Source organism: Geomicrobium sp. JCM 19039 (assembly GCF_000698145.1).
Classification (GTDB): Bacteria; Bacillota; Bacilli; order Bacillales; family Marinococcaceae; genus Geomicrobium_A.
Map to the genome: position 1 here is coordinate 39,028 of NZ_BAXB01000012.1, position 24,606 is coordinate 63,633.

General features: G+C 44.0%; 16 protein-coding genes, 5 pseudogenes and 1 other annotated feature. Of the genes and pseudogenes, 8 read left to right on the top strand and 13 right to left on the bottom strand.

Annotated features, from left to right (window positions below; genetic code table 11):
* Window positions 1–89 precede the first annotated feature (89 nt).
* Window positions 90–1,808, bottom strand: coding sequence for a septation ring formation regulator EzrA (locus JCM19039_RS12485; protein ID WP_042427644.1), 1,719 nt, complete (start codon window positions 1,806–1,808; stop codon window positions 90–92).
* A gap of 201 nt (window positions 1,809–2,009) precedes the next feature.
* Here JCM19039_RS12485 and hisJ point away from each other — a divergent pair, with 201 nt between their 5' ends.
* Complete coding sequence (gene hisJ / locus JCM19039_RS12490; RefSeq protein ID WP_042427645.1) at window positions 2,010–2,843, top strand: histidinol-phosphatase HisJ; 834 nt, start codon at window positions 2,010–2,012, stop codon at window positions 2,841–2,843.
* Here the strand turns inward: hisJ and refZ are convergent.
* Window positions 2,823–3,470 carry a forespore capture DNA-binding protein RefZ gene (gene refZ, locus JCM19039_RS12495; RefSeq protein ID WP_193744231.1) on the bottom strand — a complete coding sequence of 216 codons (648 nt, stop codon included), beginning with the start codon at window positions 3,468–3,470 and terminating at the stop codon, window positions 2,823–2,825. The two genes, hisJ and refZ, sit on opposite strands and share 21 nt — an antisense overlap.
* A gap of 144 nt (window positions 3,471–3,614) precedes the next feature.
* Between refZ and JCM19039_RS12500 the strand changes: the two genes are divergently transcribed.
* On the top strand, window positions 3,615–4,100 hold the full coding sequence (locus tag JCM19039_RS12500; RefSeq protein ID WP_042427652.1) for a GAF domain-containing protein: 486 nt from the start codon (window positions 3,615–3,617) through the stop codon (window positions 4,098–4,100).
* A 46-nt stretch (window positions 4,101–4,146) separates the two neighbouring features.
* On the opposite strand, the gene JCM19039_RS22155 is transcribed toward JCM19039_RS12500, so the two are convergent.
* The 3 genes and pseudogenes from JCM19039_RS22155 to deoC all read right to left on the bottom strand — a co-directional run bounded on the left by JCM19039_RS22155 (window position 4,147) and on the right by deoC (window position 5,651).
* Window positions 4,147–4,764 (bottom strand): PRC-barrel domain-containing protein, encoded by a 618-nt coding sequence (locus tag JCM19039_RS22155; RefSeq protein ID WP_193744232.1) that lies wholly within the window; start codon window positions 4,762–4,764, stop codon window positions 4,147–4,149.
* The gene (locus JCM19039_RS24450) at window positions 4,725–4,898 is read right to left on the bottom strand and encodes a hypothetical protein (RefSeq protein WP_193744233.1); all 174 of its coding nucleotides are present in this window, start codon (window positions 4,896–4,898) and stop codon (window positions 4,725–4,727) included. The genes JCM19039_RS22155 and JCM19039_RS24450 overlap by 40 nt, the downstream gene beginning before the upstream one ends.
* A gap of 79 nt (window positions 4,899–4,977) precedes the next feature.
* Window positions 4,978–5,651: pseudogene (gene deoC / locus JCM19039_RS12510) on the bottom strand (deoxyribose-phosphate aldolase).
* Window positions 5,652–5,942: 291 nt separating this feature from the next.
* Between deoC and rpsD the strand changes: the two are divergent.
* Window positions 5,943–6,544 (top strand): annotated as a pseudogene (rpsD, locus tag JCM19039_RS12515) (30S ribosomal protein S4).
* Between the two features lie 37 nt (window positions 6,545–6,581).
* Here rpsD and JCM19039_RS12520 read toward each other — a convergent pair.
* The 3 genes from JCM19039_RS12520 to tyrS form a co-directional block, all read right to left on the bottom strand.
* Complete coding sequence (locus JCM19039_RS12520) at window positions 6,582–7,574, bottom strand: serine hydrolase (RefSeq protein ID WP_042427658.1); 993 nt, start codon at window positions 7,572–7,574, stop codon at window positions 6,582–6,584.
* Between the two features lie 108 nt (window positions 7,575–7,682).
* Window positions 7,683–8,324, bottom strand: coding sequence for a carboxymuconolactone decarboxylase family protein (locus JCM19039_RS12525; RefSeq protein ID WP_042427661.1), 642 nt, complete (start codon window positions 8,322–8,324; stop codon window positions 7,683–7,685).
* A gap of 91 nt (window positions 8,325–8,415) precedes the next feature.
* Window positions 8,416–9,657 (bottom strand): tyrosine--tRNA ligase, encoded by a 1,242-nt coding sequence (tyrS, locus tag JCM19039_RS12530; RefSeq protein WP_042427664.1) that lies wholly within the window; start codon window positions 9,655–9,657, stop codon window positions 8,416–8,418.
* A 48-nt stretch (window positions 9,658–9,705) separates the two neighbouring features.
* Window positions 9,706–9,900 (bottom strand) — a binding site (T-box leader).
* A 201-nt stretch (window positions 9,901–10,101) separates the two neighbouring features.
* Between tyrS and JCM19039_RS12535 the strand changes: the two genes are divergently transcribed.
* Complete coding sequence (locus JCM19039_RS12535) at window positions 10,102–12,939, top strand: transglycosylase domain-containing protein (RefSeq protein ID WP_042427667.1); 2,838 nt, start codon at window positions 10,102–10,104, stop codon at window positions 12,937–12,939.
* Window positions 12,940–13,261: 322 nt separating this feature from the next.
* Here JCM19039_RS12535 and JCM19039_RS12540 read toward each other — a convergent pair whose 3' ends face one another.
* The 4 genes and pseudogenes from JCM19039_RS12540 to sipW all read right to left on the bottom strand — a co-directional run bounded on the left by JCM19039_RS12540 (window position 13,262) and on the right by sipW (window position 18,899).
* Window positions 13,262–15,379 (bottom strand): Xaa-Pro dipeptidyl-peptidase, encoded by a 2,118-nt coding sequence (locus JCM19039_RS12540; protein ID WP_042427670.1) that lies wholly within the window; start codon window positions 15,377–15,379, stop codon window positions 13,262–13,264.
* 22 nt (window positions 15,380–15,401) lie between these two features.
* Complete coding sequence (locus JCM19039_RS12545) at window positions 15,402–17,603, bottom strand: immune inhibitor A domain-containing protein (protein WP_238545032.1); 2,202 nt, start codon at window positions 17,601–17,603, stop codon at window positions 15,402–15,404.
* A gap of 83 nt (window positions 17,604–17,686) precedes the next feature.
* A pseudogene (locus JCM19039_RS12550) lies at window positions 17,687–18,279 on the bottom strand (TasA family protein).
* Window positions 18,280–18,299: 20 nt separating this feature from the next.
* On the bottom strand, window positions 18,300–18,899 hold the full coding sequence (gene sipW / locus JCM19039_RS12555) for a S26 family signal peptidase (protein ID WP_373900392.1): 600 nt from the start codon (window positions 18,897–18,899) through the stop codon (window positions 18,300–18,302).
* A 688-nt stretch (window positions 18,900–19,587) separates the two neighbouring features.
* Here sipW and JCM19039_RS12560 point away from each other — a divergent pair.
* Genes JCM19039_RS12560 through JCM19039_RS12565 form a run of 3 tightly spaced genes read left to right on the top strand, consistent with a single transcriptional unit; the run spans window position 19,588 to window position 20,974 of the window.
* A complete protein-coding gene (locus JCM19039_RS12560) occupies window positions 19,588–20,295 on the top strand; it encodes a DUF5058 family protein (RefSeq protein WP_042427672.1) in 708 nt (235 codons plus the stop codon).
* Between the two features lie 14 nt (window positions 20,296–20,309).
* Window positions 20,310–20,489 (top strand): hypothetical protein, encoded by a 180-nt coding sequence (locus tag JCM19039_RS22160; RefSeq protein ID WP_052398768.1) that lies wholly within the window; start codon window positions 20,310–20,312, stop codon window positions 20,487–20,489.
* Entirely contained in the window at window positions 20,480–20,974 is a 495-nt protein-coding gene (locus JCM19039_RS12565; RefSeq protein ID WP_052398769.1) for a hypothetical protein, read from the top strand. Before JCM19039_RS22160 ends, JCM19039_RS12565 begins: the two co-directional genes overlap by 10 nt.
* 999 nt (window positions 20,975–21,973) lie before the next feature.
* Here JCM19039_RS12565 and acsA read toward each other — a convergent pair.
* Window positions 21,974–23,693: pseudogene (gene acsA / locus JCM19039_RS12570) on the bottom strand (acetate--CoA ligase).
* Window positions 23,694–23,969: 276 nt separating this feature from the next.
* Here acsA and JCM19039_RS12575 point away from each other — a divergent pair.
* A pseudogene (locus tag JCM19039_RS12575) lies at window positions 23,970–24,601 on the top strand (GNAT family N-acetyltransferase).
* Window positions 24,602–24,606 lie beyond the last annotated feature (5 nt).

Genomic DNA, 24,606 nt, shown 5'->3' on the forward strand with positions numbered 1-24,606 from the left:
GTAAACAAACGAGAAGCACAGTGCATTATGATTGCACTTGTGCTTCAACGTTAGGCTCGTTTGCCCAGCTCTTCTTGTCACTTCTTCATTTAAGCATTCTGATAGACATTCTCTTCACTTTCATTCCAAGACGATTCTAAATTCCCTAGTGCTACAGGTACAGCTTCGGTTAACGCATCTGTCAACTTCTCGACCGCGTCGTCATAATAGCCATTCCTAAATTGCCATTCACTCTCTTCGAGAACTTGTCGGAGCCTTGGGTGTTCGTTGCGATAGCGATTACCAAATTGTATCAACCGCTCTGCCCATGCGGAACGAGCCAACGTATCGTCAACCGTATGAGCGGCCTTTCCTACTTGATGCTGACCGAGCTCAATTGCTTCTTTCACCGCTTTCATTTGCAGCGGGGCCACGTCTAGTTGAGCTCTCGCCTTTTCCAACTCTTTCTCTGCATCATCCAACTGCGAGAGCAAATGCTCAGGCATAGCAGGGATGTGACTCTTGTGTACTTTCATTTGAATCGACTTCATCCGTCTTCGTAACGTCGTTAATTGCTCATACGCACTTAGCTCCTCGCTTCTAAGCTCATCGAGTCGCTCCATTGATGCATCTATATCTTCTTTAACTGTCTGTAGCTTGTCTTGAAGTTTCACCATCGTCTGCTCTAAGTCGATATAAGACTGTCTACGATTAGCGTGCAAATCAGCAAACACTTGCTGGTCCTTCTCTGCATCTTTTAGTTCCTTTTTCATCTGTTCATAGAGATTCGTTTCTTCTTCAGGAAGCTGATAGCTTTCTTTCACCTTCTGACGTTCTTTTTCTAAGTGTTCCAGTTTTGTTCGAACGGCTTCGTACTTTTCACCAAGTTGCTTCACACCATGTTCCACTCGTTGCTTGGCTTCGACTTCTTGTTCTAGCGTTTGGTACATCTCTTCGATTTGCTCTTTAGAGCGTTCAATTTGTTCTTCGCCATATTCTACTTGCAAACGATCAACCGCTTCTTTAATCTTCGGAAGCGATGTTGTCAATTCACGCAAGTCCGCTTCAATCGTAAAATGATCAAAGTTAAACCCTTGTTCTGATAACTCTTCAATTCCACTTCTTAAATTGCGAATTTCTTCCGGCAAGGAGACACTTACTTCCATGAGCATGCCAGGAATCTTATTCATCAACTGGTCAAGTCTTTCAATCGTCTCAGAGATCGTTAATAAACGACTCCTTGCACTCATGTAGTTTCCTAGAGCGGTATCTTCGTAATAGTTATCAAGCTCACTGCGGCAATATTCCACTTCTTCACGAATCGCTTCCACCGATTCACCCATCGATTTTTGTTGGCGAGACAACATCGCACGTGTATCTTTTAATTTTTCGGATACAGCCTCAATTTCATCGCGATTCTGTTGTTCACTACTAACAAGTTCATCCACTTCCTCACGGATGGAAACGATTTCGTTTTCTACGCTTGTTAAGGTTACGCTAACCTTTTCAATCTTTTCTTTCGCTTTCTTGAACTGATATTTATTTGCGGCTTCTTCAATATCAAACAAGTCGAGTTCTATTTCTTGAAAACGATCTTCAACGATGGAATCCCATGCTTTTCGCCACCGCTCGAAGTTCTCTTCTGTTTCCCCAGAAATGGTTAACCCCTTTACACGGCTGATCTCATCCGCAATCGGTTCATTAATCACATTGTTCTTTCTTTTATCTAACTCATCTACACTTTGGTAGACCCGCCGCCTTGACCAGGCACCATACGCAATTCCAGCAACGACAAGGATGCTAACGGCAATGATGATTACAGGAACCATTTCTCTCACTCCAATATATTCCATCAATAATTAGTTTCGTATATAATAATACCCACTTACAAAATTCAACAAATACGTCCAAACTCCTCTAAATTATATCGACATCGCTGACGATTTTTGAAGAGAATTGAACTGGTGTATTACTATATTAACATGTAACCTAATAGAGTAGTGGAAAATTGGAAAGAAGGTGGGAGAAATATGAAATCGATCGTATACGATGGCCACGTTCACAGTCCGTATTGTCCCCACGGAAGTTCAGCGGCAATATCAGAATACATTGAGACCCTCATTCACGACGGGTATGAAGGGGTGACGTTCTGCGAGCATGCGCCACTTCCTGAAAGGTTTGTTGACCCTACCCCCGATTCAGACAGTGCAATGACACTGGAGTCCCTCGCACGATACTTGGATGAATTGCAGAAGTTGAAAAAAGAATACAAATCGAAGTTGACGATAAACGTTGGTCTAGAAGTTGATTATATCGAAGGTTACGAAAAAGAAACCGAAGCTTTTCTTGATGAATACGGACGTTTTCTAGATGATAGCATTCTCTCGGTTCATTTCATCCACACGAGTGCGGGTTACTTTTGTATTGATTATAGTGCTGAAGTGTTTCAAATGTACGCAAACCAGTTCTCCTCTATAGACGAGGCGGTGCGGCATTACTATAAAACTGTGCAACAATCCGTCACTTGTCATTTGGGGGTATTTAAACCGAGACGAATCGGACATCCAACACTGGCTCGTAAATTCCAGAAGAATCTGCCATACCCAACGGATGATCAATGGATTAGAGACACTCTCATCCTTATAAAAAACGAAGGGATGCAAGTGGATGTGAACGGTGCAGGTGTGAATAAACCTGGCTGTCAAGAACCGTATCCGCCTCTTTCGTTCCTAAAAGAAAAAGAAGCGGAAGGACTTCACCTCGTGTACGGCTCCGATGCTCACCATCCTCATGGCCTTAGTCAAGGACGAGAGCAGCTAAGAGGCGTCCGAATGTACGCGCCTTTAGACGTAAACAAGACTTGAAGGCGGGGAATCTGCTATGCGTGTCGAACAAAGTTGTCGTTCCACAAACTGACGAACATGGCCCATATACTTGCCAATAAACGTCTCGTCTCTCGGTTCAAGATGGAAGACTTCACGAATATATTGCGCATGTAAAAAAGGCATCGTAATCATGCCACGCAAATGTAAGATCGCCCACTCCTTTCGCATTTGCGTGAACACACCCGCTTTTCTTCCTTGATCGTAGACGAGAGAAAATAGATGCTTTTCTTTCATGAAATAACTCGACATCACTTCGCGAACGAGCATTGAATCGAGCGTCAACTCACGTAGAACGAGGCGGGCAGCACGATCATGCCGTTGTTGATACACCATCGCCCGCTCCACCATCGACAATAGCTGATCAAAACTAGATTCAGACGATGAAATAGCTTCTTCAATTGCTTGTAAATATCCAGAGAGATAGTCATTCAAAATATATTCTAGCAAACCTTTTTTTCCACCAAAGTAATATGAAATTAAAGCGACATTTACGTTCGCTCGATCGGCAACTGCACGGACGGATGTCCCCGTAAATCCTTTTGTCATAAACAAGTCAATGGCTGCTGTTTGGACAGCTTCTTTTGTGTTTTGTTTTTCAGTTCTCACTTGCTCCATCCTTTCATGACTCGGTTAACGAATACATTCGCTCTATGATCGTGCGATCCTGCAAAGGCTTTACGACTTCTTATTTACTCTTTCTACATGTTAGTATGAGTTTAGACAGTGTTATATAGGGGAGGATGTACACGAATGTTTGAACCTGTCAATTACGACGGAAATTTGCAGAAGAAATATGACATGCTCTATAAACAACTGGATGCCTTGCTTGAAGATGAGGATGATCCTACAGCGAACCTAGCCAATGCGACTGCCTTGTTACAACAATTTCTAGATCGTACGAACTGGGTCGGTTTTTATCTTTTAAAAGAGGGCGAGTTGGTGCTCGGGCCTTTCCAAGGATTGCCCGCTTGTGTGCGTATTCAAGTCGGCAAAGGGGTGTGTGGTACCGCAGCGAAGACACTAGAAACGCAAGTCGTTGAGGACGTGCATCAATTCCCTGGCCACATCGCTTGTGACGCTGCTTCACAATCCGAGGTAGTCGTTCCGATCATTATGAACGACCAAGTATACGGTGTTTTGGATATTGACTCTCCAGAAAAGGCGCGTTTCTCTGAAGAAGAGGGTCGCCTGCTCACTGTATTTGTTGAGCACCTTGTTCCTCACTTACAACGTTAGCATAAAGAAAGGCAAGCTCCTGGTTGAAGGAGCTTGCCTTTTATTTTTATTTGATGCCGTAATATGCGTTTAACTCTCTTTCGTCGTCATCGGTTAACGTCTCCGATTTCGGAGCATCTTCAATGACTTGCAAAGCAACCGGCACATGGGCGCTGCTTTCCAACGGGTCAAAGTCTTTAAACACTTGGACTGGCAAAACGTAACGGTCGCGTTCCATAATGCCATCTGACTCAATTTCTATAAAACGGACTTGCCACGTTGTACTATCGAACAAAATATCGGAAATGGAACCCGCCTTTTCATCGTTGGCGTACACTGAATAGGATGTTAGATCTTTCGAGCTCTGCAAATGATAGTTCTCTTCATCCAAACGTGAACCGGCAACATCGTCTGGACTTGGCGTTCCCGAAACGGGCGCAATTGGCCCTGCATATGGAAAGTGTGGAACCCCTGCTGGTGTCGCAGGCGAAACGGTCCAGTAATGCTGAAGGCCGTAATGATCAAGCAACGTTGCTTCATATTGCCTTGAGATTGGCTGATCTGTTTCTGGCTTCGGACTGTCCTTCACTTGGTCTTTCGTTGCGTCTAAATCAACGAGCTGTTCAGTAATTTCAAGCCTTGTAATCAACTCGGGCTGATGAGTACCTTCCCGCCAAAAAACCAACGCCGCGTATCCCCAACGATATAACGAACTTTCCAACGACCCGTACTGTCAAAATACACATCGTCAACCGCTCCGAAATCATCGTCAGTAGCTGACAGTGAAAAGTCTCTAAAGTCCTCGACACGTAGTAACACAGGTTCTCTCTCCTTTACAGGTTGTTATAGAGAATTTTCCTGTTTTGCGCCGATTGTAAACCCGAAATCTTTTCTGAGACTAGTAGTCGCTTCCAGACTCGGCACCTGAAACAATCGCAATGCCAGAACTTGTCCCAATTCGATCTGTCCCTGCTTCAATATATTCTTCAGCGACGGCCGCATTCTTCACACCGCCTGAAGCTTTAATTTTTGCATGATCACCGACGGTTTCTTTCATTAAACGAACGTCACTAAGCGTTGCACCGCCAGTGTGAAACCCTGTGGATGTCTTAACAAAGTCCGCTCCGGCTTGTACACACAACTCAGAAGCTTTTACTTTTTCAGCGTCGGTAAGCTGACTCGTTTCAATGATTACTTTCACTGTCGCTTTATTTGCTGCCGCGTTTACGACGGCTTGAATATCGCGAAGCACATGATCATCATTCCCAGACTTGAGCGCTCCCATGTTTATAACCATATCCACATCTGCTACGCCTTGTTTGATGGCAATTTCTGTTTCATAAGCCTTCACTTCTGGCACATTCATGCCGTGCGGAAAGCCAATGACTGTAGTTACACCTACTTGACTACCTTCTAACAGAGCGACAGCCGTTTCTACCAATACGGGTGAACACAAACCGTTTTAAACTCATGTGTCTTGGCTTCCTCGCAAAGCGTAACAATGGCTGATCTTGATGCTTCAGGTTTCAGTAACGTATGATCAATGTATGATGCGAGTGTTGATTTGTTCATCATTCTTCACCTTCCATTCTTTCAGTCACCCCCACTATATCATGTTTTTATTCGTTCGTTGAGGTTGACTTTTATATGAGGAATTTATACAATGGTAGTTGTGCTAAAAGACAGCCAAGGTAAACTTACTTCGTCTTTCATTTTGTTCCTCGACTGCGGCTGATCACAATCGAGGTGCATCACTAACTCCCCGCTGTCGGAGCGAAGATGTGTGAAAACAAAATGAGCGTCTAAGAGATTACCCCTGCCCGTCTTTTTCACGATAAACGTGATAAAAGGAGGAGCTATACTATGGCTCGCTATACAGGTCCATCTTGGAAGAAATCACGCCGTCTTGGTATTTCACTAAGCGGTACAGGTAAAGAACTAGAAAAACGCCCTTACGTTCCGGGTGAACACGGTCCGACTCAACGCAAGAAATTGACAGAGTACGGTGTCCAGCTTCAAGAGAAGCAAAAACTACGTTTTATGTACGGATTGACTGAGCGTCAGTTTAAGCGCACATTCGATAAAGCAGCAAAGCGCGGAGGCGTACACGGTGAAGAATTCATGATCCTTCTTGAATCTCGCTAGATAACCTCGTTTATCGTGCAGGTCTTGCTCGTACACGTCGTGGGGCGCGCCAACTCGTAAACCACGGTCACATTACTGTTGATGGTCAGCGCGTAGACATCCCGTCTTACACGCTTAAGCCAGGACAAGTAATCGGTGTACGTGAGAAGTCACGCAACATGAACTCGATCGCTGAGGCTCGCGAATCCCTTGCCTTCACACCTGAATATGTCAGTGTAGACGGTGAGAAGTATGAAGTTACGTTCACACGCCTTCCAGAGCGTTCTGAACTTTCTTCAGAAATTACCGAAGCGCTTATCGTTGAGTGGTACTCTCGTTAATACACTAAACCCCCTCTTTATAAAGAGGGGGTTTTTATTATTTAATCGCTTCGATCATTTCATCTGCGCCCTCACTTTGATTTGAGCACACGACGACAACACGACTACTCGAGGGTTCAAACGAAGCCCGAAAGCAAACACCCGGGTCGTAGCCGACGAGTAGATGTTTTCTTGAACCGTCTTCTCTTTCAATTGTATAACCTGAATAACTATAAAAGACAGTATCGTCTACGTGAACTCTCGGACGTAAAAATTGTTCCGTCATCTTTTCTGAGAAAAGTTCAGCTTTATCGACACTCCGCCAAAACGTTACCACGTCAGCTGCGGTGACAAACACACCCCCATCTGCCCCACCTTTTATCGGAATGCAATATTGATTCGTTCGATTGCTTTCAATATACCCGTGCGCAGTCTGTTCAGGCAACTGATCAAGTTCAAAATAACCTGACTTGTCCATGCCCACCTTTTGAAAGATCTCTTCTTCAACAAATCGGTCAAACGGACGTCCCGATACCGCCTCAACGATTTGACCTAGCACAATATAACCTGCGTTATTATAATGAAACCGTTCACCAGGATGGAATTTCATCGGGTCTTGTTGAAACATTGGCAAAAAATCCTTGCCTTCCCTCATGCTGTACATCGGCTTTTCATCCCACAATGCAGAAAAATCATCCATCATTTCTTCATCAAAATAATCGGGAATGCCTGACGTATGCGTAAGCAAATGATGTATCGTAATGTCCTCATGAAAGTGTGGGAATGCGATGTCTACACATTGCTGTAAACGCGTATTAAATGAAAGTTTCCCTTCTTCAACGAGTCTGCAAATGGCTGCGCTCGTGAACACCTTCGCTCCGGATGCGATGCCAAACCGTGTACTTGGCCTGTTTTTTAGTTGTTCCGCCTGATTGGCATAACCGAACGCTTGCTCGAACACACCATCGTTTTCTTTTATGAATACCACTCCAGAAAAATTCACATCTCGTTGAACGTTCAGTAATCGCTCGATTTGTTTATTCTGCTTCATCATTATCCTCCTTAAGATTAAGTGATTCGATTCTCGACACTCAAGTCAAGTTAGAGTAGATGAAGCTGAATGATTCACACTAAACTCATTCGATTGTCACCTCCTCATTTACTGATCGTAGGCATTTAATGCGTTCACTCCGTGGGCAAGGGCAGACTCAGCTTTCAAAGCTGTTGCAACAAGTAAAGACTCGGCCACTTCTTCGCGACATGCTCCTGCAACTTTTACGGCTGCTGTGTGCAATTCAATGCAATATGGACAACCTGTCGTGTGTGCGACGGCAATAGCGATGAGTTCTTTTTCTTTCACCGTTAATGCACCTGTTTGAAGAGCCGCTTGATCAAACGAAAGAAATTTCTGAAAAGTATCTTCAGTGTATGTTTTCATTTCCTCTAGGCGTCTAAAGTAAGAAGATTTGTACAATTCATCTTCGCCGTTTTCATCATAAGCATTCCATGCATTTACACTATGCGCGATTGCTGATCCAGCTTTTAAAGCGGTAGCCACTAGGATTGCTTCTGCCACTTCTTCTTTCTTTGCCCCTTGTTTCTTCGCTTGATTAACATGTTGCTCAATGCAATACGGGCACCCGGTTGTATGAGCAACCGCTACAGCAATCAATTCCTTCAACTTCGGCTGCAACTTTCCTGGCGCGAGCGCTTCGTTGTCGAATGCGATGAAGGCAGCAAAGGCCTCTGGAGCTAACGATTTGAATTCTTCCAATCGGCTTGAATACGCTTTGTTATACATCACCGCTCCTCCTCACCTATTTCGTTTTATTTTTCCATAGAGACGTTCATTTAGCAAGAAAAAAGACGGGGATGCTCCCCATCTTTTTTCTTCATTTCTTAAGTTGAGCAAACTTCCGTTTGCCAACTTGCACGATCATATCGTCTGCAATTGTAATCTCTGCATGAATGTCTTCGACTTTTTGCTCATCAATTTTCACACCGCCATTTTTAATCATGCGGCGTGCTTCGCCTTTCGATGGTTGTAATTCCAGCTCAACGAGCAAATCAATAATGGACACGATCGGCTCACCTTTCCAGTCAACGACCGGCAAATCCTCAGGAAGTGCACGTTTCGTAAACACCGTCTGGAAGTATTTCTCAGCTTCGGCAGCTGCAGCTTCCCCGTGGTACATTTCAACAAAACGGCGACCAAGTCGTTGTTTCACATCTCTTGGGTGAATGCTCCCCTCACCAAGTCCTTTCTCCAAAGCTTCAACCTCTTCCATCGGAATATCGGTTGCCAGTTTATAATACTTCACCATCAACTCATCAGGAATGCTCATTGATTTACCAAAAATCTCATTCGGTTCTTCATCAATTCCAATGTAGTTGTTTAATGACTTCGACATTTTGCGCACACCGTCCAACCCTTCAATGAGCGGAAGCGTTAGGGCAACTTGCTTATCTTTCCCGTACGCATCTTGAAGCTGACGTCCCATCATAAGGTTAAACGTTTGGTCAGTACCCCCAACCTCAATATCGGTATCCATCGCCACCGAATCATAGCCTTGCATTAATGGATAGAAGAACTCATGAATGGAAATCGGTTGGTTGTTCTTGTACCGGTTATTGAAATCTTCACGTTCAAGCATTCTTGCCACTGTTAAATTCCCAGCTAAGTTGATGACATCTTCAAAGTTTAGCTGGCTTAACCATTCCGAGTTGTAGTAGAGCGTTGCTTTGTCCATATCCAACACTTTGCCGTACTGTTCGACGTACGTTTTGGCGTTTTCTGCTACTTGTTCACTCGTTAATACTTTTCTCGTTTCAGATTTACCACTTGGGTCACCAATTCTGCCTGTAAAGTCGCCGATCAGCATTTGTACGTGATGTCCAAATTCTTGAAATTGGCGAAGCTTATGAAGAACGACGGTGTGGCCAATGTGCACGTCCGGGGCCGAAGGGTCCATGCCTAGCTTAATGTTGAGCGGTTTACCTGTTGCAATTGATTTCTCAATTTTCCCTCGGAACGCCTCTTCAGGCACAATCTCCACAACACCTCTCATGAGCGCCTCGACTTGGCGATTCGCTTCTTCCTTTTGTTCTGTTGTTAATGTCCATTCGCTTGTCATATCTTCGTCCTCCTCTTATTTTTGTCCATAAAAAAAAGCCCCTCCCCTAAAAAGGACGAACGTATCGCGGTACCACCCTTGTTGAGAACTTCCGCTCTCCACTCGGCTCTTTAACGCAGAGTATACGTTTCCTAGAAAGCTCAAGCAATGTAATTCATCTCTTGCGCCGGATCGACTTGCAGCGACCGTCGACTCTCTGGACCTGTACACAAGAAACTACTTCGTTGCCATCATCGCGTTACCTATATTGACAATGATCTTTTTATACCATGCCAATTGTTCACTGTCAACTGTATGTAAACCCGATCGATATGGCAACCTACACGTAAGAACGAAAGGTTAGAAGAGGAATTGTACATAATCATCACGAATAACCTGGATAGCGGTTCTTTAGTCTATAACAAAGTATGCTATAATATGCGTGATCTTCTTAGGGGGTGAACGATGAAAAATATATTGCAGAGGTTTAACCGCTGGGCTGATTTCATACAAAACAATCGCTATGTACAAGGGTTAAATATTACAAGCCTTGTCGCTTGGAACATTCTCATTCTTTTAAGCGTGACGATCTTGCTCGGAACGACATTTGTCGGTGCAGCCGGTGCTGGCTACTTCGTTTCTTTAGTTGAAGATGAGCCGGAATATACACAAGAAGAAATACGTGCAGATATTTACAATTATGAAGAAACGAGTGTCGTTTACTTCGCCGATGACGTATATTTAGGCGAACTTCCTTCGATTCTTGAGCGAAGAGAAGTAAGCTTGGACGAAGTGTCTACGCACGTGAAAGACGCGTTAATTGCGACAGAAGACGAATATTTCTTTGAACATAATGGCATCGTTCCAAAAGCAGTAATGCGCGCAGTGTTTCAAGAGTTCGTCGACACAGGCATGCAAACGGGAGGCAGTACGCTCACCCAACAAATTGTGAAAAACCAAATGCTATCTAACGAAGTTTCTTTTGACCGTAAGGCAAGAGAGATCTTAATTGCGATGCGTTTAGAGAATTATATGGACAAAGATGAAATTCTTGAAGCGTACTTAAACATCGTACCATTCGGTAGAAATGCGGCCGGTACACAAATTGCAGGCATTCAAGCTGCAGCGAATGGGATTTTTGATGTCGAGGCTTCGGAACTTTCGTTACCTCAAGCCGCGTATATTGCCGGCATTCCACAAAATCCGTTTTCATACACTCCCTTCACGTCCGGTGGGGATTTGAAAGAGGACTTGACTGCTGGAATGCAACGAAAAAATATCGTTCTTTACCGGATGTTAGACTCTGGAACGATTACCGAGGAAGAGTACGAAGCAGCTCGAGAGTATGACCTAATGGAAGACATTACGGATTATGCACCAGAAAACAGCTTTGAGAGTTATCCGTACGTTACGAACGAAACAGAACGCAGAACCGTCCCCATTCTTAGAGATTATCTATTGGACAAAGACGGGGTTGACTTAAGTGACATGGAAGATGAAGACCGTGCACACACAGTCCAACAATACACCGAGCGCGCAAGCACTGAACTTCGACTTGGCGGATACCGCATTCATACTACCATTCATAAAGACATTTATGACGCGATGGAAGACACGATCGCCAACAGTGAATTGTTCGGTCCGAATACGAATGACGGACAACCTGAACAGGTGGGCGGTTTGTTACAAGATAATGAAACAGGAGCGATTTTAAGCTTTATCGGCGGACGTGACTTTGAAAAAGAATCATGGAACCACGCTACGACTGGCGAAGGCCGGTCCGTGGGTTCAACGATTAAGCCGCTCATGCCGTTCGGATCTGCGATGGAGCGCGGGGTTGTGCAACCGGGCATCGTCGTTCCCGATGTGCCAACAAATTACCGCGGGGGAGATCAAGGTCCCGTTAGTAACTTTGGTGGTTCTTACGCCGGCATCCCTTCCGTGCGAGATACGATTACGAACTCACGAAACACCCCATCGGTACGGACATTTTGGCAAGTGCCAGAAGAAGATTTGTACGATGATATGATAAAACTTGGCTACACCCCGCACCTTGACTATGCTGCGGAGTCGTTTGCACTCGGTTCTTTTGATGCAACGGTTGAAGAAAACACGAATGCATTATCGACGCTTGCGACCGGTGGTACGCGGAATGAATCGTATATGATTGAACGGATAGAGACGCATACGGGTGAAGTGATCTATGAGCATGAACACAATCAAATTGACGTGTTCTCCCCGCAAACGGCGTACCTTTCTATTGATATGATGCGAGATGTCCTCTCAAACGGAACCGCATCGCGAATTCCTAGCCTGTTAAACTTCGGTGGGGATTGGGCCGGAAAAACCGGGACGTCGCAAGGTGCCCGTGATTATTGGTTCGTCGGCATGAATCCGAAAGTGAGCTTCGGTTTATGGATCGGCTACGGAGATAACCAACCGCTTCAAGGCGAATACAGTCAACGTCAACAACAGCTTTGGGCAACGCTTATGAACCGTACTGTTGAAACAAACCGTGACGTCGTCTTGACCGATTCACGATTCGAGCAACCCGAAGGAATTGTACGACAGTCAATTTGTGGCGTGAGCGGGTTACTCCCTTCCCAAAGTTGCTACGACGCTGGCCTTGTGAACACCGATTTGTTTAATAGCAACTATTTGCCATCTCAAACCGATGACTCACTAGAAGGCGCACGCTACGTAACGATTAGTGGTCAAAGTTATCTTGCGTATGAACAAACACCTGCCGAATTTACGGACACCGGTTTTTCCGTAAACTCAACGTTCTTCGACGGTGTGAATATCCAAGATTATTTGCCAGACAGTTTGTCCGGGAATTTAGTGCCTGACCGAAACGCCCCTGCACTTGACCATACTCCAGCTGCAGTTTCCGGAGTGTCATCAAGTGGCGGAACAATCAGCTGGGCGCAACATTCCGATGGCGACATTGTGGGCTATCGTGTATACACAGCATCAGGCAGTCTCGTTGGTTCAGTGAAAGGAAATACGTCGACGAGCTTTTCTGGCATTGACCCTGCCCAAGGCTACTACGTAGCCGCAGTCGATACGATGGGCCGAGAGTCGAACCCGTCGAATCCGACCGAAAGCGTTCCAGCACCTGAAGAGCCAGAAGAAGACCCTACTGAAGGTCAAGAGCCAGAAGAAAGTGACTCTACTGGCGAAGGTGAAAACAACGGGAGTTCTGACGAGGATAACGAACAGCCTGATGACCAAGAAGACGGTGAGGATAATGAAACCCCACCACCAGAAAACGACCCACCAGAGGATGAAGACGATTCTTAAACGATGCACGTCTACCCTCGGGGGCAGCTTATCCCCCTGTCCACAGGGCGTAGGGGATGGGACGAAATCTCACCATAGAACAATCTATGGTGAGATTTTCTTGTTTTACGACATATAAATTGTTTCAAATCCTCCCATACAAACGAGAAATTGTACCAATGTGTATTTTTTTGGGCCTAAGCTCTAACATATACTCACTCTCCGATATTTTAGTTTTAACCTAATAATAATTAACCTGCCCCGACAGTACAACAACTCCTCATATGTACTTCTTACACTTTCTCACATGAAAAGCCGCCGGCGAAAGGCCGGCGACCATCTGTTATTCCCATTTGTATTGCAAAGCGTTGGTATGAGCGATTAAATCGTTATACGTTTGTTCATTAATGACCCCATTGTTAAGTTGCCCTTGTAGTAGATGGTGGAATGAACCGAGGTGCTGCACCGCTCGCTCTCGGTCTCCTCGCTGTTCAAAATGTTTGACTGCGGTCAGATGTGTAAGCAATTGGCGTACAGATCGTTCATTAGAAAATGCGCCTTCAAGGTTGAATTGCTCCACTTGTTCAATGAGACTCTCTACACTTAAACCAAAATCAATGGAGTCACTACCGCCAACAACTGGCAATGAAATGAGGCTTTCACTCAAATCTACCGTTACCTCAACATCGCTATGTTCAGCGCGTGTATGTGTGCGGTTACTGCCTGAAATAATAACACCAATTCGATGTCCTGGCTTAAACACGTAATCATGAGTCATCGTGTTCCAATTAAACGAATACGTTTCCCCAGGAACGAGCGATTGACTTTCCCAAACCGATTCATAATTTCTTGCATCCATCCATCCTCTGGACACAATTTCATAGTCTTGCACGTGAGTAAGCAATTCATGTTCATAATAACAAGCGCTGTCATGTTCAGAACTTTCGCCCCAACATGTTTGCTCTTCAATCATTTGCATACCGCTAGAACCACTCCGATGATCCAGCCGTTCATCTGTTCCATAATCAACGATAAGTGCAGAAAGGTTTACTCTTTCTCCATTTACCGAAGCTGTCAGTTCGATCTCTGGAGTTCCACTTATTCGAACTTCCTCTTCAAGCTCAGGTGATAAAAATGCAAGACGATGGTCATGATCGGCTAAAGGATCTTCGGCAAGTTGCCTCTCCGTTAGTGGAAGGTTGCGAAAACTAAGCTCTTCACCTGATGGAACCGGCACATCTGTCAAATGACCGTGCTCATTACCTTGTCCAATCGTTAATTTCACATCTTCGGTGCTACTCTCTGGCCACGAGTCATACGTCGTCCATTCATTGGCTGCATGCTCCACATCAGCCATTGGCTCGTCCATAATGCCATTATCAACACCTAAAAGCTCATGGTCAAACCATCTATGGACAGTGCTCACCCACTCATCTCGCCGATAATCGAAAGGTTCAGCATGAGCCGTTTGTGCCAACCATATTTTCCGATCGACATCATGTTCTTCTAATTGCTCCCACCATTGTCCGAAATGATTCGTTTTTACATTCAGATCATTCAAACCATGAACGAGAAAAACACTCGCTGTAACGTTATCCGCATCTGGTACGTAATTTCTTTCTTCCCAAAATTCATTATAATCACCAAATTCATCATCCATTAGATCCCTCATGCCATTGAATACAAACTGACAATCTCCCCTACGTTCTGAGTTCACTACGCGATTGGCCAAACCGTTCGGTCCATTCAAATAGTAGATGCTACCATTTGCACGATAGTAGTCGTACCAGCTACTGATTGCCGTAACAGGAATAATGGTTTCAAGCCCTTCAACATTTGTCGCTGCTGCTGCATTTGCAAGTGTACCATCGTATGACTTCCCATACATCCCTACTTTACCAGTGCTCCAATCTGCAACTGCGGTTTCATCATGAATGTCATAACCATCCGCATTATCATTTAACCAATCAATGACGGCGGTTACACTTTCAGTTTCTTCATACCCTCCTGTCGTCGGACAACCGTCCGAAAGGCTCGTCCCAATCATATCAACGTGTACAACGGCGTAACCACGTGGAACAAAATAGTTGTCATAAAATAATGGAAATGAAACTGGCTTTCCATCAATATACTCTTTTAACTGCGACTCCTCGCCGCGGCCCATGTTTTCGTTGTATGGACTAGCAACCATGATGACAGGTACTTCTAAACCTTCTTCACTTTCAGCAGGACGGATAATATCCGCAGCGATTCTATCGTTTTTTCCATCACCATCTGTGTCTAAATCCGTTTCCACATAAATGGTTTCTCTGATCGCATCTTCATAAGAGAAGACCGGCTGGGATACACCCTCGTCAATTACATGATCAGATACCGCCGTTTCTGCGATTGCTGTCTCGTCAAGATGATATAGAGCTGGAAGAGTTACAAGAGCAGCAAGCGTTGCTTTTCGTAGTTTCATAGATCATGTCTCCAATCTTTATCTATTCCCATCTAGTAATTAACGTTTCTGATAACCGATCAAGTCGCTCGAAAGCCGTTTCTTCAAGATTTCCTTGATTCATTTGGTGTGCGATCAACGCTTGAAAGCCTCTCGTATGCTCCACAACTTTCGTGCTGTTCGAACGATTCTCAAAGTGAGTAACTGCGGTCATATGGGTTCTCGCGATCCGGTACGCTTGTTCCGAATAAAAAGCGGATTCTTCTAACTCATCAACGAGTGCCAAAATTGTACTGGCTGATACACCAATATCTTGTTGGATTGATTCGACGACGTCTGCATCTGTTTCTGAAGCAATGGTAAACGTATATTCAATGGCAGCATCAATCTCCTCTGGAACCCGAACGTAAAGGGGTACTTCCACAGTATCACCAGCGCCCACTTCAATGACGTGATGGTCGAACGTATATTCAACTTCTTCATCGACATCTACATCCAACCGGTAAAGGTCTGTCGCCTCTCCATCATTTGTAACCGTAAATGTGTGGGTTTCAATGTTCCCAGGTGAAGCATGGTCAATGGTTTGATGAGTCGCATTCATTTCTCTCGTGTAATCCCCGCCATAATCAAGATGACGAACGGCCGTACGATAAGATAAAGCACCAACGTCATCATAGTGCTTGTCCAATACATAAAAATGGAGGCGATTATGTTCATCCACATATTCACTTACAACACCTTCGCCGGTGCCTGCTTTAAATAATGCATCCGCTAACTGCTGATAATCCCCTTTCGACAACATTTGAATGGTGCCGGTCGGTCGAACAAAATCGACCTCTTGAATATCTTCCGGATGTGCATCAACGACCCAAATAAACGGTGCTCGCTCTTCATCCTTCGTTTTTGCTACCAACACACCGGAGTCCATTTGAAACGAATCAAAACCGACTTGGTCAACGACTTCTAACGTGTAGTTATCGTACCAATCTTCCCCTTGTTGCATATCGGCACGCCAGTCATCTTCCAAATAATTTCTAGGCGTTTTGTCTTCGTCCATCGTAATGTTGATGCCGATATAGTCATCCCGCCCAAAATTCTCACCCGTTGGAACGGCTCTTGTCAAAATGTTTTCAAAGACTGGACCGTCCTTGAGGTCATCGCGATCAATTTGCAAATACTCTTCACCTTCCGTCACGAACTCTTGCTTAATTTTATTCCGTAACATGTGGTGAGACGGCGAGCTAGACCCTTCAACTGCCGGGATCATCCACCGTGTGTGCGGACCACCTGGTCCATTAAATGCGCCTCGGCTCATTAATTCCCACGGGCCTGAATAAGACCTAGACACCGGGTTTGCATACGGGTTGTTATAGTTATCTCCCAACCCTTCGATATGGCCAAACTCATGAGCAAACACCGACTGCCCACTATTTTCCGCTTGTACAGACCCTCCCCGGTACGCATGTGACCAGATACTTCTCGCAGCAAACCAAGACGTCCAATCTACGTAGCGCGTCGTCGTATAGTTTGGATGACCCTCGAACGGTGAGCCAAATTCATCGCTCACATCTTGTGCTGTTTCAAACATCATCTCACCAAACTCTTGCCAAAGTGCGGATTCATCGTAACCTGCATGAATGATGAACTCAAAATCATAATCCTCACCTGATGCCTCAAGATCCTCACGAGCAGCAGCTTGTGCATCAGGAACGAGACGCTGGGGTCCATATCCTTCAGGTAAATGTTGCTGCTGACCAAATTCATTCAATCCGTATTGAAACTCTTTATGATCCATTGTATAGACTCCGAACGCATCGAGTTCAACACTCCATTTCCCATACGAGTTTTCACGCCAAAACTCATCTACGGTACGTCCATTATTTAAGTCTTGCGGTGTGTTCAAAAAGTCGACCCACCATTGCCCAAGCTCTTCTTCGGAAATTTCGCTTGCGCCAATAGGATTTCCAGCTGGGTCACTCCCTTGCTCGTTCGTCAAAATAAACTCTTGATCTGGAAAATCAACTAAAATTAAAGCGCCACGTATTTCTCGATCTGCTTCAACCTCAGGGTTGTGCCAGTCAATGCCAGGGACTGGTTTATAATCATCCCACGTCATGTCTCTTGGTAACTGCCAGGACTGTTTGTCTGTTGGATTTGGAAATTCACTCAAACCTTCACTTGCCTGCGCAAAATTTGGAACGTGTAAACTCACCACTAGTGCTGCGGAAACGATTATTTTCTTCAATATTGCCCCTCCTTTACTGTTTGAATAAAGCCCTGTGACATTGATTAATCACGAGGGCCAAATGAATGATAAGTGAAGTAAAGTTAACGGTTATCGTCGCCCGTCGTTTGTGTTGCCACAAATGTCCATTCGAGTTGTAATGAATCTCCTTGGAACTGATTTAAATCTTCTTCTACATCTGCTAAGAAATTAAATTGGACAACAAGGTCATGCGTTTCACCAACAGGCAGTCCTTGATCTCCCAATTCAGGATAGAAGATGTTTTCACTAATGGCTTCCGGTGACATGTCTTGTAGCTCGCTAAGTGTCGTTTGGTAGATCACTTCATCAAGATTGTCCACATTGTATAAAAATTCCACCTCAATAAAGTTTCCAAAATCATCTGTGTTGTTTCCTTGTGCATCAATCACGCGATAATCTGTCTCTAACGTGACGAGTCCAATGTCTAATGACCATCGTTGCCTAACTCAAAGTCTCGAATCATAGAATCTCCAGGCTTAATGTTATCCACATTAATCACTTCCGTAGGCTCTGCAGTTAAATCTAACGTACCCGCTGCAAACGTGTTGTTCGTTGTGACACTGTCGCTAAAAAATGCATACGTTCCACCACCGATTAGCGTCAACCCTAGAGCTGCAGTTGCAACTCCCATCCCAAGCTGTTTTTTTACCGTCATGATTGCTTCCTCCTAGAGATTTATTTATGTAACGTCTCATGTTCAGACGTAGACACCGAAGGGGTTACATCAGCATTACCTTTAGCCATCTGATCAACTTGATCTAATGCCTTAAAAATAATGATTATTGAGTAAATGACACATAGCACACCTGGAACAATTAACAACAGCACAGCTCCTAACTCAGATGTGGCAAACATAATGACAGAACCGATAAATGGAACGGTAAACCCAGTATATTTTCCGACAATGTCTTCGGCCATCACTGGGGACGTGTCTGGAGCATTGTTGTTATCCCCTTTTGTAATATAGCTTTGACCGTTATCAATAACTTCGTGAACACGGTGGGTGACAAGTACCCCTTCAGGGCCAAAAAATGTCACGACATCTCCTCTGTTAAAGTTTGTCGTTATTTCTTGTTGCTCAATGGCAATAATCGAACCGGTTTGGATGCCCGGCTCCATGGATCCAGACAAAACGGTCTTAATCTCATATCCGAATAGCGACGGTTCGCCTTCTGACGCATGTGAAGTAATGACCGTAAATAGTGTAGCGAGTAACAATACAAACATCATTCCTGTAATTAGACTGCTCGTCCACTTTCCAATACGTGCTAACACAAGCATCCCACCTATCCATTTATTTCACTTCTTCACCTTGAATTGAGAACTCGATCTCTACTTCAATTCGATCTTCAAATGTTGCAAAAGTAGGAGAGGATAAAAAATAGAAAATAAAAAATAATATGTAAATAAATAAACTTAAAAAAATACATTTTTTTACAACATAATTACTCTTACGCATTAACATCATTTAAATCACCACATTATCATTGATTACTTTACTAATTGTTACTTTCTTTATCTTTTGGTAAACAGATCGTAACACTAATAACAAAATTTTAAAAATTAGGTATTTATTCTAAAGAGAAAATCACTCATATGATTATTAAAAAACTGAACTAAAATCCCTATTGATGAACGATAACCTGTCCTTAAAATAGGTTCTATTGTTTGATTGTTTACGATGTAAAAATAGATCATCTATACTTTTATTCAAATACACATAACAAGAGCATTCGCTCAACCCCGCTAACCCATTCGACTTCTATTCATTTTGTTCGTCTCGACGAATCGATTGCTATAAAAAAGTAAATATGGCTTATAGTCTTAGATCTTGATAATTACGTGCAAAATAATGATCCACCTTTCCTTTTATTTACTTTTCTTCTATGAAAGTGTATGATACAGCATTATATTCAGATAATTAAAAATCAACTATTTCTAAAGAAAGGAATGGGATCGGTACATGCAAGAAACGATGGAATTAGCGAACAGCACTATACTTTGGCTCATTGTATTTATCGTCGTCGCTCTCGTTATCTTTCAAGCAATCATGTTTTTGCTCATATCCGTCCAAGCAGGTAAATCCGTCGGGTTGCAATCCAAAGATATGCAAAGCGCAGCGAAGACTGGACTGATTAGCGGTGTAGGTCCATCGCTTGGCATCGCAATTGTTGTCATTGCAATTATTACATTGATTGGGTCTCCACTTACACTGATGAGAATTGGAATCATTGGTTCGGCAGCGACTGAAACAGCTGCCGCTGGAATTGGCGCAAGTACGTATGGAGTACAATTGGGCGGCGAAAACTTTTCGTATGAAGCGCTAACCTCTGTCGTCTGGACGATGTGTCTCGGTGGAACCGGTTGGCTCTTATTTACATTGCTATTTACGAAATCCTTAGGAAGAATTCAGGAGAAAGTTTCGAAGAAAAGTACAAAAATGATGTCTCTCGTTTCTTTAGGAGCGTTGCTCGGTGTGTTCGGCTTCTTGACAACAGAGGAAATGGTCCAGAGCATGAACCATGCCCTAACAGCACTCTCAGCAGCTGGAGCTATGGTCATCATCATGATTGTTGCCGATCGAGTTGAGAAACTGTGGTTGAAAGAATGGGCACTTGGGTTTTCGCTCATTATCGGAATGACCGTTGGTTATGTGACGACACTATTATAACGGAGGGGAATACGATGAAAGCTTTTCATAGCCGATCACATTTTTGGGGGCGTGTGACACTGCTTAGTATGATTATGACGACACTTTTGGCACCTTTCTATCTATCATTTGTCGTCGGCGCTCACCCTGGATGGGACGTTATCATCGCTGGACTTATTGGTTATGCAAGTTTCATAGGAATTATGTGGCATTAGAGCCAATTACCTATTATCCAACACTCGGAGTATCTGGGACGTATCTTGCATTTATGCAAGGCAACATCGCAAACTTATGCTTACCTTGCTCGACAGCGGCACAAAGTGCAGTGAACGCTCAGACTGGGTCTGATAAGGCGGAAATTGCAGGTACAATAGGCATCGCCGTTGCTTGCCTTGTAAATATGTTCATCATCGCAACGACGGTCCTTACTGGATCTTTTCTTATTTCCATTTTGCCACCTGCTGTTGAGACGGCGTTCCTTTATGTTCTGCCTGCAATCTTCGGAGCCGTTCTTGGACAATTTGCTTATAAACGACCGTTGTATGGTTTACTCGCACTGATTATTGGCGTGATTGTCTATTACTTACCGATCTTCGATTTATTGAATATTCTAGTCTCAGTACTCGTTACCGTTTTCTTTGTCATCTACCTTGAGAAAAGGAAAGACAAACGAGCTAACGATTCATCATTACAAATCTGATAATGAGAATATGGAAATTGATTAACCGAAACAAGTCGGGTGGTGTAGAAAGTGTTACGCTTTTTTAGCATCTTGGCGCTTTTACGTAGGAAAATTCGGAGTGGCTATGGTAGGATTTTTTCCATTTCGGAAGCTGATTTAACTAAAATTTTACCATTGTTTGTTCTATGGTGAGATTTTCAAATTCTATGGTCGGATTTGCAACACCTGGAGAGAAATCTAAATATAGGAGCTTCTATGGTTAGATTTTTCTGAGATGAACGGTTTTGTGCGCGGAACGGAAGACCGGTTTCCAAAGATTACCGATTGGAATCAGATCCACTCCTCGGTGACCGTTTCTCCTCTTTCTGATTCCAATCGATCGGCATCTACTTCCAAACATCCGTTAATGGAATCAGATTCAGCATTTTAAAGAAAATAAACGGCAATCTAATTCCAAAGCGATGTTCAATAAGTCGTACTCCCTGCCCCGAACTTTGATTTGGAAAACCGAAAATTCTGTCGGTGCGAGTCGCGCAGAATCAAGACCGATTTTGGTTCGTTTTAGTCCAATCTGCGCTCCAGTTGGAACAATCTGCGCGCAAGCTTTACGAAATGAGTGCTAAAATCGCTAAAAAAACAAACTTGATTGGAGAAAGTGAAAACTAGCACGCCCTGCCCCATACGGTAGAAACACCATTGGAGTGATTCGCTTTTATCATAACGGTCCGTTCATATACATTCACAATGGAATCTCTACATGCTAGCAATCAATGAATTTCTTTCGTTCACCCTATGTAGATTTTATATCCTGCGAGGACTCGTCCCGGCACTGCTTCCGAAAGAGTCACCGCCTTTCGTTCCCATCTGTCAGAGGGGGCCCACAATTTAAAGAAGGTGGCGGGACTTGTCTACCAAAGATATTACACAGAAAGAACATACATACAAAAATCGGAGAACAGATCAAAAACGATCTGTTCTCGATTTGTTTAGAGGCTTTGACTACCCCTCGAATACATCTTAATCATCATCCATTGTCGAAAGATCCCCGGTCGGCAAATCAAGCTCCCAAGCTTTCAAGACGCGGCGCATAATCTTTCCACTTCTTGTTTTTGGTAACTTATCACGAAATTCTATTTCGCGAGGTGCAGCGTGTGCGGCGAGGCCTTTCTTTACGAAAACACGAATGTCTTCTTTTAATTCATCGCTCACATCATAACCTGAGCGTAAGGCAACAAATGCTTTAATGATTTCTCCACGAACAGGATCTGGCTTTCCAATGACCCCTGCTTCTGCGACGGCTGGATGTTCAACGAGTTTGCTTTCTACTTCAAACGGGCCAACGCGTTCACCTGAAGTCATAATGACATCATCCACTCGGCCTTGGAACCAGAAGTAACCGTCTTCATCCATGTACGCGGAATCTCCCGATACATACCATCCTTCAATTTCAAAGTAGCTTTCATACTTCTCTTCGTTTTTCCAAATCGATCGCATCATTGAAGGCCAACCTTTTTCAATGGCCAAGTTGCCCATGCGATTCGGAGGCAATTCATTTCCTTGATCATCAATAATGGCTGCTTTCAAACCAGGGAATGGTTTGCCCATTGAGCCTGGCTTGATCGTCATTGCTGGGTAGTTGGCAATCATCATTCCCCCAGTTTCTGTCATCCACCACGTGTCATGGATGCGTAATTCGAACACTTCATCTCCCCAACGAACGACTTCAGCATTTAGTGGCTCACCTACACTCAAAATGTGTCGCAAGCTAGATAAATCAAATTTCTTTACGACATCTTCGCCAGCGCTCATCAGCATTCGAAATGCCGTCGGTGCGCTGTACCAAACGGTCACGTTGTACTTTTCAATCGTCCCGTACCAATCTTCTGGGCTAAACCGACCACCACGAACAACATTGGTGATTCCGTTTAACCACGGACCGAAAATGCCATATGAAGTACCTGTAACCCAGCCAGGATCTGCGGTACACCAGTATACATCATCTTCTTTCAGGTCCAGTACCCATTTCGCCGTTTGATAGTGTTGAAGCATCGCACCGTGAACGTGTAATACTCCTTTAGGCATGCCTGTAGACCCTGATGTGTAGTGAAGAATCAAGCCGTCTTCTTTATCTACAAGTGATTTCGAGCTCTTCACTGGCACGATCCATGCTTTTCTTGAAATCAATGACCGCACCTTCTTCACTCACATCGTCACCTTGCATAAATACGGTTTCTAACGCTGGTAGCTCATCAACAGGCACACGCTCAATTAGCTCCGGTGTTGTCACGATTGCTTTTGCGTCACTATTTTCCAATCGATCTCTAACCGCACCTTCCATAAATGCTTCAAACAATGGTCCAATTATGGCCCCAACCTTAATGGCTCCAAGTGCGGCAAAATACAATTCTGGAGAACGAGACATGAAAATAAACACCCGGTCACCCTTTTGAATACCTGCTTCTTTAAACACATTCGCAGCCCGGTTTGTCATTCGTTTCATATCTTCAAATGTATACGACTCATCTCGTTTTGCATCGCTGTAGAAAAGTGCAATCTTATCTTTCGTTTTTGCATCTTCGGCATGGCGGTCAATCGCCTCATAAGCTAAATTTACATTTCCGGTCTTATGAAAAGAAAAGGCTTCTTCTGCTTTTGACCAATCAAATTCTCTTGCTGCATCTTCATAGTTTTCTAGATTTGGATTGCCACCTTTAGGTGGAAGCGTTTGCAGTTCCATCAACGATCTCCCTTTCTATTGCTTAGTTTACTCCATGCCTTATTGCGATCATGACTCCCTCGAATGGTTTCGAGTGGCATATGATGTGTTATATTATACGCACAATTCATACTTGAATCAATTTGAAACTGTTGAGAATTTGTCATATTTCTCTCATCACGGGCGTTGTTGACGAAAAAGTTTAAAAAAACTGCCTTTATTTTGAGTGGTTATCACCCATTTATGACATGTAAATATAGTATACTGTTTGTAACGCTTACCCTAAAAGGTGATGGAATGAACCACTCAAAAACCTACGATCGTGAAGAACTCATCGTCAACAACAAAACGATTTTGTTGGAAGGCCCCATTTCAAGCCAGGCCGTATTAGATTATCAGTTTCACCCTGGCCTTGTTGCTTTCAGGCCGCCAGAAGACCAGCAAAAAGCACTTGCAAGCATCGCAGACCTACCCGAAGGAGGATTATCGTCGCTGTCGATGACGGTATGGTTGTCGGGTATGTTACGTACGTATATCCAGACCCTCTTGAACGTTGGTCTGAAAGTCCACTTGATAATCTGTTAGAGCTCGGCGCTGTAGAAGTCGCTTACGAGTATCGCGGCGGCAAGGTTGGAAGTAAACTTATTCAATTGTCTATGAGAGACGATGCGATGGAAGATTACATCATTATTACGACCGAGTACTATTGGCATTGGGACTTAAAGTCAACTGGACTGTCTGTCTGGGAATACCGAAAGCTAATGGAGAAAATGATGAACTCTGGTGGGTTATACTGGATGGCAACCGATGACCCTGAGATCAGTTCACACCCAGCAAACTGTTTGATGGTACGAATAGGCTCTCGCGTCCCTATGGAAGACGTGCAAGAATTTGATAACATCCGCTTTGTGAATCGGTTTATGTACTAATTAAG